Below are 13,033 nucleotides of genomic sequence, written 5' to 3'. Positions count from 1 at the left end.
GCCATGCCACCATCACAATAGCCGAGCCGGGCCGGCGTGTCAACGACGATCCCCACTTGACACGGGCACAGGAAACCGGCATCATATTTCCCCTGTTTCGCCTCTTTCCGCCCAAGGGTAAAGGAGTTGGCAATGCGGCGATGGTGTGGCTGGGTGGCGGTGCTGGCCGCGGCGGCGTCGGCGCTCGCCGATGTGAAGCTGCCGGCTGTGATCAGCAGCAACATGGTCCTCCAACGCGGCGTGAAGGCGCGCCTCTGGGGCACTGCCGAGCCGGGCGAGGAGGTCACCGTGACCCTCGGCGCCCAGAAGCAGTCCGCCAAGGCCAACGACAAGGGCGAATGGGCGATCATGCTCGATGCCCTGGAAGCGGGCGGCCCGCACGAAATCACCGTTGCCGGCAAGAACACGATCAAACTCGAAAACGTCCTGGTCGGCGACGTATGGGTGTGCTCCGGCCAGTCCAACATGGAGATGGTGGTCGGCAGCTGCAATAATGCCCAGGAAGAGGCCGAAGCCGCCAACTTCCCCAACATCCGCCACTTCGGCCTTCAGAAGGCCGTTTCGGCCACACCGCTCGCCGAGGCCAAAGGAGTTTGGGCCGTTTGCAGCCCGCAGACCGTCAAGGGTTTCACCGCCGTCGGCTACTTCTTCGGCCGCCACCTGCACAAGGAACTCAACGTCCCCATCGGCCTCCTGCACACCTCGTGGGGCGGCACGCCCGCCCAGGCGTGGACCAGCCGCGAGGCCCTCGACGCCGTGCCCGAGCTGAAGCACTACGTCGCAGCCCTCGATGCCGCCGCCAACCCCACGCCCGAGGCCAAGCAGAAGTACGAGGAGGCGCTCAAGAAGTGGGAGGCCGACGCCGCAAAGGCCAAGGAAGCCAAGAAGCAGCCCCCCCGCAAGCCCGCCATGCCCGGCATCGGCGCCCATACCCCCGCGGCCCTCTACAACGCCATGATCGCCCCGGTCCTCCCCTACACCGTCCGCGGCGCCATCTGGTACCAGGGCGAGTCCAACGCCGGCGCCGCCCGCGAATACCGCACGCTCTTCCCCACCATGATCAAGAACTGGCGCAAGGATTGGTCGCTCGCCCAGGGCGCCGAAGTGCCTCTCCCCTTCTTCTTCGTCCAACTCGCCAACTTCATGGCCGTGGACAAGGAGCCGACGGACGGCGGTTGGGCCTGGCTCCGCGAGGCCCAGGACATGACCCTCGCCCTCCCCAAGACGGGCCAGGCCTGCATCATTGACGTGGGCGAGGCGAAGGACATCCACCCGCGCAATAAGCAGGACGTCGGCAAGCGCCTCGCCCTCGCCGCCCTCGCCATCGAGTACGGCAAGGAACTCGTCTACTCCGGCCCCCGCTTCGACAAGATGACGATCGAGGGCAACAAGGCCCGCATCGCCTTCAAGCACGTGGGCGGCGGCCTCGTCGCCAAGCCGCTCGAGGACATGAAGCCGAACGGCCCGACGCTCGACAAGCGCTTCGGCGTGGACATTGCCGACCTTCGCCCCAAGAGCGAAGTCCAGGGCTTCGCCATCGCGGGCGAGGACCTGAAGTTCGTCTGGGCCGAGGCCAGGATTGACGGCGAGACCGTCGTCGTCTCCAGCCCGAAGGTCGAGAAGCCCGTCGCAGTGCGCTACGCCTGGGGCAATAACCCCATCTGCAACCTCTACAACAAGGCCGACCTCCCGGCCTGCCCCTTCCGCACCGATGAGGACAAGCCCGCCAAGTAGCGCGGCGAGAATAACCGCTTGAGGAGGAAGCCCGGCTCATCAGAGCCCAACGACCCCGACGTGGCCGCCCTTGGCCAGCGTGGGGCGGGCGTTGTCGCGCCCGCGATGCCCATCCCATAACCATATATACAGCAATATCTTACGCACCAGGCCACTCCCCCTCCCATACTTGCTCATCCCCCAGATGAGCAGGAATGGCCGGAGCCGCGAGAATCGCCAATCCTCGCCCATCTGCCCATACTTGCTCACTTCCCCCCTCTCAGGATTGAGCAAGTATGGGCGGGGCGCGCCCGTGCCAGCATCGAAGCTGCCCAGGGGGGGCCTCCCACCGAGAAAGCCCCCACACTACTTCACCGCGCCCATCGTCATGCCCTTCGTGATCTGCGTCTGGAAGACCAGAAAGATGAGAAGCACGGGCAACGCGGCGAGAAACAGGCCGGCCGAGAGATAGGGCATGTTCGTGGTATACTGCCCCCGCAAGTTCGCCACGCCCACCATCAGTGTGCGGGCGTGGTCCTCGTTGAGAATCACCTGGGCCAGGAGCAGCTCATTCCACATCCAAAGGAAATTGAAGATGCCGAGCGTCATCAACGCGGGACGCGCGATGGGGAGCATGATACGCCAGAGGATCTGAAGGTGATTCGCACCGTCCACCTGCGCCGCCTCCACCAGCTCGCGCGGCACGCCGCGGAGATACGACGTCATCAGATACGTGCCGAACGGCACGGCCAGGGTGGCGTAGACGAGGATCAGGCCGAGGCGCCTGTTGAGCAGCCCAAGCGTCCCCAGCATCGAATGAAGGGGTATGAGGATGATCTGCGGGGCGATCATCATCGAGCCCAGGATGGCCAAGAACGCCACCCGCCGGCCGGGAAACTCCAGATGCGACAGGGCGTAGCCCGCCAGGCTGCACACGGCCCACGACAGCACCACGCCCGCCGCCACCACGATGAACGAGTTGCCGAGATACTGCCCGAACTTCGCGTACTTCCAGGCGTTCACCAGGTTCTCGAAGGTCGGGTGAGCCGGGAGGCCGTAGGGGTTGAGGATGAACTCCTCCTCGCCCTTGAGCGCCGAGAGGAGCATGAAGACGAGCGGGTAGATCGTCGTGACGCTGATCGCGGCCAGCGCCGCGAAGATGACCGAACGACCGACCTTTCGGCGAATAGCCATCATTCCTCCCTCCCCGCCATGAGCCGAATCTGGAGGAGGACCAGGCCGAACACCATGAGGAACAGCGCGCTGCCGAGCGCGCACGCATAGCCCATGCGATTCGCCTCGAACGCCTGGAAGTACAGGTGGTACTCGACCAGCGTGGTGCAGTAGCCCGGGCCGCCCTTGGTCATCACGTAGATGAACGCGAACAGGCTGGTGAACGACCACACGACCAGGCTGACGCCCCAGAACTCGATGACGTGGCGCAACGACGGCACGACGATGTGCCAGAGGAATTGCCAGCCGGTCGCGCCGTCGAGCCGCGCGGCCTCGAAAACCTCCTTCGGCACCGCGGCCAGCCCGGCCAGGAACACGATCACGCCGTGGCCGAAGATGCCCCACAGGATCACCACGATGATCGTCGGCAGCGCCGTGGCCGGGTCGCCCAGCCACTCGAAGGCCAGCGCCCCGAGGCCCGCCGACTTCAGGGCACGATTCACCGGGCCGTCCGGCCCGAGCAGCACGGTGAACAGCGACCCCACGATGACGGGTGAGAGCACCGACGGCAGGAAGAACGACGCGCGGAAGAAGCGCCAGCCCAAGACCTCCTGGTGGATCAGCAGGGCGAGCACGAGCGACACGAGAATCCACAGCGGCACGGAGGCCACGAGGACGAAGTTGTGCCGCACGGCCGGCCAAAACACCTCATCGCGGGTGAAGAGTTCCACGAAGTTCGCCAGCCCGACCCAGCGCGGGGCGCTCGCGCCGCTCCACTCGGTGAAGCCGTGCCACAGTGCGCTGCCCGCCGGGAACACCCGAAATACGAGCAACAAGAGGCAGGCGGGCATCAGGAACAGCCAGCCGCCGAGCGCGGCCCCGCGGCATCGAACCACGGCGATCCCCCACTTCTGCGTTCACCGTGCAGGCCTTGGCGTTCGTAGTGCGGGCTTCAGCCCGCATCCTGTATGGCCTGAAGGCCGCGCTACAAACCCGAGCTACTTCCTCGGCACTGCCTTCTCGATGGCCGCGGCGGCCTCGGCCACGGTGGCCTGGCCGCTCAGGAGGCGCTGGCACTCGCGGTTCAACACGTCGCCCAGCGCCATCGGCGTCTTGCCCGTCATCTGGCTGCCCGTGCGGCCCGAGGCCAGCCACGCGGCAATCACCCTCGCCGTCGGGTCCGTGAGCAGGCTGCGGTCATAGTTCTGATTCGCAGGGAATGACCCAACCTCGGTGAGGAACGTCTTCGCATTCTCCTCGTTCGCCACGAACGCGATGTAGTCGAACGCCTCCTTGGGGCTCGGGCTCCAGGCGGTGACGGCGTAGGCGAAGGCCCCGCCGATGGGAAACTTGTCCGCGTCGGGGCCGGGCTGGAAGGTGGGGCACACCATCACGCCGACGTTCTCAGGGCCGAAGAACTTGCCGAACTCCTTCCAGTGCGCCACGTCCGAAATAAGGCCGAGGAAGAAGCCCGCCTGGCCGCGCAGGAACACGTAGCGCGCGTCGGGCCACAGGGAGGTGGACATGAAGCCGTCCTGGAAGCAGCCGCGGTCGTTCAGCTCCTTGAGCCGCTCGAAGAGCGCGACGACCTTGGGATCGGTCCACCTCAGCTCGCCGCGGGCCAGCGCGTCGCGTTCCGCTGCGGTGAGAGTCTGGAAGGCGGCGGAGTTGAGGAACCAGGCGGCCCAGTCGCCCTCTTTCTCGCCCACGGCGAGGCCGGCCTTGCCCGCCTTCTTCAGAGCGGCGCAGGTGTCGAGGAACTCGTCCCAGGACATCGCCGTGCCGTCGAACGTGACGCCCGCCTCGCGCAGCACCTTCTTGTTGTAGTACCAGAGCAGGCCCTGGACCGCGATGGGCACGGCGTAGGGGGTGCCGGCGGGGTCGAAGTTCTCGCTCGTCACGTCCCAGCCGACGATCTTCTTGCGGAACTCGGGCGTCACGAAGTCGGTGAGGGGGCGGAGGCTGCTGCGCAGATCGAGCACGCGGCTGCCCTGGTGCAGCATGACGACGTCGGGGCCGCTCTTGGCCGCAGCGGCGGTCATGAAGATCTGGTAGTACTCGTTGTGGGACTGGGCGACGTGCTTGATCTTGATGTTCGGGTGGAGGCGCTCGAACGCCTGGTCAATGTTCATCAGCCACAGGCCGGCGCCCTTGGAAGGGTCGGCGGCGTGCCAGTCCCACACTGTCAGCACGGTTTGCCCGGCCTTCGGTGCATCATCGCCGCCACACCCCGCCAACAGGGCCCATGCCCCCACAACAAGCCATTTCACGCTGTGATTCAACACACATCTCCTGTTCTTCTCTTGTCACGCGTCACGCATCACGCGTCATGTCTTCTCTTCTCACGCATCACGTTTCACGTATCGCGACGCTTCCCCGAGCGAATCGGGTAGGTTCCGTGTCTCTTCACCGCCCTCGACATGGCGAGCACGTTCTCTGGCCTCACGAAGCTCGCCAGGCTGTTGCCGCTGGTGGCGACGTAGCCGCCGCCGGGGGCGACGTCGCGCAGGAGGCCGCGCACCTCGGCGGCCACCTGACGGGGCGTGCCGCGGCCGAGGAGGTCCATCTCCACGTTGCCCAGCAGGCACAGGCGGCCGGCGTAGCAGCGCTTCATCTCGCGGATGTCCATCGCCCCCTTCTCGTTGGGGTGGAGACCGGCGACGCCGAGGGCGACCAGGTCCTCGGCCACGGGCGCCATATTGCCATCGCTGTGGAAGACCCACGGGATCGTAAGCCGCTCGGCCACGCGGCGGAAGCGGGGCGCGACCACCTCGCGGAACACGGCGGGCGAGAAGAACGGACCGCTCTTGAAGGCCATGTCGTCGGTGGTCACAAAGGCGTCGAAGCCCGCCGCCCCCGCGCGCTCGGCCAGGGCCGCCGCCCAGTCCGTATAGCGGTCGAGCACGGCCTCGACGAGCGGGCGGTTCTCGTGGAGCGCCACGCAGAACGCCTCGAAGCCCAGGCTCACAATGGTCGGGAAGAGGCCGACGCGGGTGACGAGAAACGCCGCGTAGTCGCCCTTGCCCTGGGCGAAGGCGCGGGCCGGCGCCCAGAGCGCCTCGTCGCGCGGATCAGGAAGCTCGATGAGCGCCAGGTCCGCTTGCGAGCGAATCATTCCCTCGCCGAGGAACTGGCGGCCCCCCTCGCCCTCGCCCGTCTGCGCGTAGACGGGCGGGCGGAGGACGTAGAGAATGTTGTCCATCCCCAGCCGCCGGGCGAGGGCTCTCGCCTCGGCGGCGCTCCACCCCTTGTCGCCCACGCCCTCGGGCCAGCCCATCATCGTGCGGGCGAGGCGCGGGTCAATCCACAGCTCGCAGTACGGCACCCGGTCGGGCTCCTCGCACCGCAGGGCGGCAAGGACTCTCTGGCGCGAGGTCATCTACAGCAGCTCCCTTCGCGCCCTCGCAACGATGGCCCGCATCTTCGCCAGCCTGCCAGGGTCAATGTGCGGCTTACGGTAGGCAGCGGACACTTCGTCGAATCCGGCTCGGGCCTTAGCCAGCATCCTGGCTTCGTAGTCAGGGCCCGTCCAGCCCGATCGGTCGAGCAGGGCCGGCAGCCAGAGCGAATCGCGGTAGTGCCGCACGGTGTGCTCTGTGCCGAGGTGGCTCGCGTCGAGGCCCAGCCCCACGTCGGCGATCTCTTCCAGAGCGAGGAGTTCGGGCGTGGCGACAACGGTGCGGGCGAACTGGCGCGCCCCCGCCGCGAAGTCACGCTCGATGAGCAGTTGCACGGGCGAGAGCACCTTGCCGGTGTCGAGCAGGCCCGAGCCAATGCTCGGGTGGCGCCCGCTGAAGGCGGCGATGGTCATGGCCTTGTAGGCCTTCTCGAGGGCGGCGTAGAGGCCGGGGGCCTTGGCGTCGCAGTACTCGCCGCCGCCGACGGGGACCTCGATGCTGCACCAGCGACGGAGGAACTCGACCGTGGCGAAGGAGTAGAGCATGGCATCGAAGGAACAGTAGCTCACGCCGCTGCCGCGCATGTCCACCGTGGCGCCCCACATGGAGCCGCCGAGGCGCACGGAGGGGTTGAGCGCCCGAGCGGCGATCCACGTGGCCAGGTGCTCGGCGGCGGCCACCGCCACGAAGCCGGCGAGCGTGACCGGCGCCGTCACACCCGCCACGGGCATGGCCGTCAGCCCGGTCGGCGAGCCAGCCTTGACCTTGTGGACGAAGCGGTCGGCCACGTCGCGGTCGAAGCGCAGCGGGTGAGCGAAGCAGATCGCGCCGTAGTTGTACCAATTGGCGTAGCCCAGGACCTCGCCCATCTCCGCCAGATAGGGAATCTGCCTCACGTTCCACGCAAAGGCGGCGTGCGGCTTCTGGGCGTGTTCGGCCAGCAAGAGGGCCGCTTCAAGCGGCTCGACGAGCGGCGGCACGTCGGTCAGCAGCAGGCAATGGCCCACGCCGGCCTCCCCGTGAAGCGCATCGCCAAACTGGATCAGGCGCACGAGGTCCGCCTTGTTCCCGCTTCGCCGCTCGCCCGTGGCAGGGTCGAGCACGAACTGGGCGACCTGGGTCTCGAGGTCGGGCAGGCCGATGGACGAGAAGGGGCCCGAGGAGGCACCGGTCTGCTGCCACGGACGCTCGGCATTGTACTCGCGCCGGCTCGCGGCCTCTCCGAGAAGGTAGTCAACGAACCCTGCCACCATGGGGCGCGGAAAGTGCACACGCTGGGCCGCGAAGTCCACCCTCGCCCCTGCCACGTCGAGGGTGCGGAGCAGTTCGTCGTTCTGGCAGAGGATGCCGACGCGCTCGAGGATGGCGAGGACCCCATCGGCAAGGCGCTCGACATCTGCATCCTTCAGCAGGCCCCTTTGAAGCACCTGCGGCCTCCTGCACAAGCGCCCTGCCGAAGGCATTGGACCCTTCGGGAGGGCAGTTCGCTCACTTTCGTGCGGCAACGATCAGTTCGGCCAGCTTGGCGCGGGCCTTGTCGTAGGACGCGGGGTCCTTGTCCCACTCGAAAAACGACGGTGCAACGGAAAGAACGATCTCCTGGGCCTTGTCGGCCAGGCCCAGCTTCGCCGCCAGGGCGAAGTACTCGTAGTCCTCGATGGAGTCGCGCAACGCCTTCAGGCGCAGGCTGGGGACGATCCCCTCGTAGCCCACGGCCCGGGCCGGGTAGACGAGCGTGCCCTCGCCGTTGTAGACGAGGCCCTTCTTGTCCTTCTCTTTCGGGTGCCCATAGGTCCAGGCGTCGGTCCAGGGGTCCTCGACCTGGTTCCAGAAGGACATGCCGCCCCAGTAGAGCAAGCCGGTCATTCGATAGCGCCAGGCCATCCAGGCGGGCACACGGTAGTGAAGCAACGGGAAGTCAATGTGCCACCACGGGGTAGGCTTGAGCTGACAGAGGGCCGTATAGGTCCAGATCTGCTCCCCCAGGGCCTGCCGCTGGGCGGCTGTGTCGGGGTCGTGGAGCGAGAAGAGGGGGCACCAGATGTCCACCGCACCGTAGAGGTCGCCCCACTTCTCGTCCTGGGTCTTGGTCTGCTCGACCACCATGACCTTGACGACGCTCTTGGCCTCGCGGACGGCCTTGCCCCAGGTCTGGACGTAGCGGTACTCTTCCTCCTTGTTCGGCTCGTCCTTCAGGTAGGTATAGAAGAGCACAGGGCGGTCGAGCTCAGCCGCTGCCTTGTCCCATGCCCTCAGCCAGGCATGGAGCTTCGGCTTCTCGGCCTTGGGGTCCTTCACCCCGGCCGACGACGGGTGCGGGGTGCAGAAGGCGTTGACGTGGTAGCGATCCACGAACTCGCGGAACGCGGCGACCTGCTCGGCGGGGATATCGAACGTGCCATCTGGCTTGGCCACGGGCGCCAGGCTGCCTGAGGGGGGATAGGCGTTGAAACGATGCTCACTCAGCATGAGCGAGCACTGAGTCTCCACGGCGGCCCAATCCTCGGGCTCCTTGTCCTTCCCCTCTTTGGCCCGCCGCCGGTAGTAGCCGCGCAGGGCGCCCGCGGGCGAGCCGAACGAGGTGACAAGCGTCGGCGTGGACGGCAACTCGAAGTCCCAGACGTGCAGAACCACGGGAATCTCAACGGGTCTCTGCCCTTCGGCAGTCACGCGGCACACGCCGCGGTACTGGCCGGGCGGGGTCCTGGCGGGCACGGCAACGTCCACCCAGAATCCGTGGGTCTCGTTGGCCGGCAGGTCGAAGGGCACCGCGGCGAAGCGCGCGCCCTTGAGCGGCTCGCCCGTGACGGGATGGCGGAAGGGGATGAGCGGGTCGGGATACCAGCCGGGCTCGAAGGCGTCGTTGCGATGCGTTCCCTGCTTTATCTCGAGCTGGTGCTGGCGATAGAGGCGCGCATCCTTCGCGGCGATGGCGGCGTCGCCCGGCCCCTTGAGGTCGCCCGGCTGGATGTTGATGCCCTTCACCGCCTCGTCGGAGCGCATGAGGATCTGGAAGCCACGGCCCTCGTTTCGTGCGGCGGCGAGCACGACCTCGGTCCCCTTGCCGGCAGGCTCGTCGCGTAGCACGCGCCGCGTGTCGGTCACGGTCCACACCTGCCAATCGGCCAGGGCCTCGCTACTTGCGACAGCCAGGGCCGCCGCCCAGACAATCGCACGTAACCCCCTCACGGCACTCTCCTTTCCTGGTCACGCACCGCGAAGCGAAGAGAAGCACTTGTAGGGCTTGCATACTTGCACGCGGGACGAACCGTGGCCGGCCGCCATCCACTGGTTCCGCGTGCAGGTATGCACGCTCCACCATCGTGTCACTCAAGCAGCGCCGCGCCTGCCGGGGCCGAGTAGGGGCCGCAGTTGCAGATGTACGCGTCAGGGTGCTGGCCGTAGCGGGCGAACTCGGGAGCGAAGTGATTCCAGAGGTCTCGCTTCTCGCGGCAGAAGGCCACGGGGGCCTCGCAGCCGACGGCCTCAAGCTCGTCGAAGAAGAAGCGATAGACCCGCTTGCGCCAATCGTCGGGGACCTCGCAGCCGGGCGCGAACGGCTGGCCTGAGAACGCCCTCATCGCCGTCACGAACTCTTCGTCGAGCAGCGACAAGTCGAAGCAACTCGCCATCGCATCGTAGGTGAGGAAGCGAATCGTCTCGATCGTCACCACGTCGGGCCGCACGCGCGAGAACAGCAGGCGAATCATCTCGCGGTTCTCTGCCTCCCAGCTCCTCACGGGGATGATGGGCGAGAAGCGCACGCGGACGGGGTAGCCGGCTTGCTGGCACTTGCGCATGGACTCGATGCGTGCCTCCATCGGGGCGGAGCGATACTCGAAGAGGCGGCTCTGGGTGGCCGCGCTCACGCTCCAACAGCACACGGTGTGCCCGCGATGGTCGTAGTCGAGCATCCAGTCCACGTGATCGCTCTTGCCCACGTAGAGTTCCAGAGCTCGGCCGGGCTTCCGGGCAAAGTAGTCAATGAGCAGCTTCGAGCCGCCGTGCTCGGGCTCGAAGCACGCGGTGTCGGTCCAGTTGTCGTACTGGAAGAGGGTTTGGTTCGGGCATTGATCCATCCAGCCGTCGAGCCGCTCGACGAAGTCCTCCATATTCATCATGACGTTTAGCACCCAGCTCAGGTGGCAGTAGGCGCAGCGGAAGTGGCATCCGACGATGGTGTGGAGCTGCCAGGCGGGCTGGCAGACGAGGCCCGTGCCCTGGCGCCAGGCGGCCGAGCCGCTGTCGCGCCAGTCGAAACCGCCATAGCCGTTGAACTTGAGGCGATTGAGGTCGGGGAACGCCTCGGTGCGGCGCAGGCGCTCGGGCTCGTCGTCATCGAAGCGGAAACGGTTGAGGATGACCACGGGCTGGAAATCGGCCTTCATGCCGTTGTGCGGCGTGGCAGTCAGGTCGGCCTTCACAAGGGCAGCCAGCGTCGCGTCGTCCACGCGGCGCACGTCGTCTGCGACAATGCCCGGGCGTAGCCGCTCGACGCGGGCGCGCATGCGCGGGTCCCCCTCAACGCCATCCACGATCAGCAGCTTCGATGCCTGGATGGGAAGCATGCGCACAGCCCCTGGTCACTCGACTCGGATCTCGATCGGCGGCAGTTCCATCTTGCCCAGGGTGCCCTGGAAGCGGTAGAGGCCGCGCGCGCCGCACAGCTTCGCCGCGTCGCCCGAGGTGGGGTATTTCCGCAGCGGGAATTCACGCTCTTCACCCGGAGGCAGCTTCATCGCCTCCGGGGCGAGGGTCACATAGTCCAGGTCATCGCCGACACTGGCGTCGCCACGCGACACCCGGAGCGCTACGTCGTGCGCCGAGGCGAAGTCGCGGATCTCGCCCACGGCGTTGCGCACGCGAACGCGCAGTTCGATCGGCTCCCCGAGCGCCACCACGGCGCGCGGCGAGCGCAGCGACGCGCGGAAGCCGTCCGCCACGGCGCCCCACGCGCCCTCCGCGCGCTCTTGCGTGCCCGAGGAACAGCCCACCAGAGCCAACACTCCCGAAAGCGCCACAGCCACGCACCTGCTCACCGGCACGGGTTCCTTTCCTCCAAACTGAAGCCCTACGCGAACCCGCCGCAACTATACACCCTCCCGCCCCCCGCTTCAAGTCACGCTTGCGGGCCGACCGCCCTTTGCTTATGATACCGTTGTGTCGGCCCCGCACCCCACGCACCGGAGGGCTTCGGCCATGGTCAAACTCAAGAAGGTCAAGCTCGGCTTCATCCCCGCCAACCGCGGCTTCTTCTCCGACAAGCTGGCCGCGAAGATGCGCAACGAGACCGTCAAGGTGCTCAAGGCCACCGGCGCCGAAGTTGTCGTGCCCTCCCCCACCGACACCAAGGTCGGCTGCGTCGAGTCGCTCGATGAGGCAATCAAGGTCGGGCGCATGTTCCGCGAGGCCCAGCCCGACGGCATCGTGGTCTCCGCCGTCAACTTCGGCGACGAGCAGGGCGTGGCCATCACCCTCAAGGAATGCGGCCTCCGGGTCCCCGTCCTCATCGTCGGCTGCCAGGAGGAGGCGGTGCTCTCGCGCGAGATCGAGCGGCGCGACAGCTTCTGCGGCCTCCTGAGCATCGGCGAGGCCCTGCGCCAGCTCGGCCTGCCTTACTCCGTGCCCGAGGTGCCCATCTGCTTCCCCACCGACGAGAGCTTCCGCGGCACGGCCGAGCGCTTCGCCGCCGTCTGCCGCGTCGTCGGTGGCATCCGCAGCGCACGCTACGGCCAGGTGGGCGCGCGGCCCGACGCCTTCTGGACCTGTCGCTACAACGAAAAGGCCCTCCAGACCCTTGGCCCCACCTGCGTCACCCTCGACCTCTCCGAAGTCATCGGCGCCATCAACGCCATGCCCACCGACGCCGCGGTGAAGCGCGTGGTCGCCGACATGAAGAAGACCATTGACACCACCGCCGTCGCCGATGACATTCTGGCCAAGATCGCCAAGCTCGAGATCGTCCTCCGCAAGTTCATCGAGGACCGCAGGCTCGACGGCCTGGCGATCCAGTGCTGGACCTCGATTCAGCAGAACCTCGGCATCTGCACCTGCGCCACCATGGGCCGCTTCGACGACCGCGGCACCCCCTGCGCCTGCGAGGCCGACATCATGGGCCTGCTCTCGATGCACGCCCTCATGCTCGCCAGCGGCGGGCCGAGCTGCCTCGCCGACTGGAATAACCTGCACAACGAGGACCCCGAGCTCGTCAACTGCTGGCACTGCGGCGTCTTCCCCCACTCGTGGGCCAAGACCGAGCGCCGGATGGCCTGCCACGAGATCATCGCCGGCACCGTCGGACGCGACAAGGCCATGGGCGTCGTGGAGTTCGTCATGCAGGACGGCCCGGTCACCCTCTGCCGCGCGACACAGGACAATGCGGGCGCCTTCAAGGTCGCGCTCGCCCAGGGCGTCGTCGAGCCCAACGCCGCGGTCACCTTCGGCGCGTATGGCTGGGTCCGCATCCCCAACTTCCAGCGCTTCTACCGCAACGTCCTGGTGCGGCACTTCCCGCACCACGTGGGCATGAACCGAGCCCACGTCGGCAACGTCCTTTGGGAGGCCTTCGGCAACTACCTGGGCTTCAAGACCTATACCGCCGCCAACACCAGCGGCGACTGGACGCCGGACTTGCCGTTTGGCGTCTGATACGTGATGCGTGAGGCCGGTCCGCACGGGTCCGTTCGGTCCCTTGTCCCTGTTCTCCCTTTGAGGCGGTGCTGCCCAACTGTGGGTTTGCCTCGGCGATG

At 67.1% G+C, this 13,033-nt stretch carries 10 protein-coding genes; 2 read left to right on the top strand and 8 right to left on the bottom strand.

Annotated elements, in window-relative coordinates; all coding sequences use genetic code 11:
- Positions 1-132: 132 nt before the first annotated feature.
- The gene (locus PLE19_10090) at positions 133-1,734 is read left to right on the top strand and encodes a sialate O-acetylesterase (GenBank protein ID HPD15291.1); all 1,602 of its coding nucleotides are present in this window, start codon (positions 133-135) and stop codon (positions 1,732-1,734) included.
- 345 nt (positions 1,735-2,079) lie between these two features.
- Here the strand turns inward: PLE19_10090 and PLE19_10085 are convergent, their stop codons facing one another.
- The 8 genes from PLE19_10085 to PLE19_10050 form a co-directional block, all read right to left on the bottom strand.
- On the bottom strand, positions 2,080-2,907 hold the full coding sequence (locus PLE19_10085; protein HPD15290.1) for a carbohydrate ABC transporter permease: 828 nt from the start codon (positions 2,905-2,907) through the stop codon (positions 2,080-2,082).
- Positions 2,907-3,782 carry a sugar ABC transporter permease gene (locus PLE19_10080; GenBank protein ID HPD15289.1) on the bottom strand — a complete coding sequence of 292 codons (876 nt, stop codon included), beginning with the start codon at positions 3,780-3,782 and terminating at the stop codon, positions 2,907-2,909. The genes PLE19_10085 and PLE19_10080 overlap by 1 nt, the downstream gene beginning before the upstream one ends.
- Before the next feature lie 102 nt (positions 3,783-3,884).
- Positions 3,885-5,168, bottom strand: a complete 1,284-nt coding sequence (locus PLE19_10075) for an extracellular solute-binding protein (protein HPD15288.1) — start codon at positions 5,166-5,168, stop codon at positions 3,885-3,887.
- A gap of 74 nt (positions 5,169-5,242) precedes the next feature.
- On the bottom strand, positions 5,243-6,265 hold the full coding sequence (locus PLE19_10070; protein HPD15287.1) for a uroporphyrinogen decarboxylase family protein: 1,023 nt from the start codon (positions 6,263-6,265) through the stop codon (positions 5,243-5,245).
- Entirely contained in the window at positions 6,266-7,711 is a 1,446-nt protein-coding gene (locus PLE19_10065; GenBank protein ID HPD15286.1) for a trimethylamine methyltransferase family protein, read from the bottom strand. It lies immediately after the preceding gene.
- A 61-nt stretch (positions 7,712-7,772) separates the two neighbouring features.
- Positions 7,773-9,473: a DUF4091 domain-containing protein gene (locus PLE19_10060; protein ID HPD15285.1), complete on the bottom strand. Its 1,701-nt coding sequence runs from the start codon at positions 9,471-9,473 to the stop codon at positions 7,773-7,775.
- A 137-nt stretch (positions 9,474-9,610) separates the two neighbouring features.
- Positions 9,611-10,852: a hypothetical protein gene (locus tag PLE19_10055; GenBank protein HPD15284.1), complete on the bottom strand. Its 1,242-nt coding sequence runs from the start codon at positions 10,850-10,852 to the stop codon at positions 9,611-9,613.
- Positions 10,853-10,867: 15 nt separating this feature from the next.
- Positions 10,868-11,323 (bottom strand): hypothetical protein, encoded by a 456-nt coding sequence (locus PLE19_10050; protein ID HPD15283.1) that lies wholly within the window; start codon positions 11,321-11,323, stop codon positions 10,868-10,870.
- Between the two features lie 160 nt (positions 11,324-11,483).
- Here PLE19_10050 and PLE19_10045 point away from each other — a divergent pair, with 160 nt between their 5' ends.
- A complete protein-coding gene (locus PLE19_10045) occupies positions 11,484-12,932 on the top strand; it encodes an L-fucose/L-arabinose isomerase family protein (protein ID HPD15282.1) in 1,449 nt (482 codons plus the stop codon).
- The last annotated feature ends 101 nt before the right edge of the window (positions 12,933-13,033 follow it).

The sequence above is a fragment of the Planctomycetota bacterium genome (genome assembly GCA_035384565.1).
Taxonomy (GTDB): Bacteria; Planctomycetota; PUPC01; order DSUN01; family DSUN01; genus DAOOIT01.
This window is presented reverse-complemented; position numbering and strand designations above follow the sequence as displayed.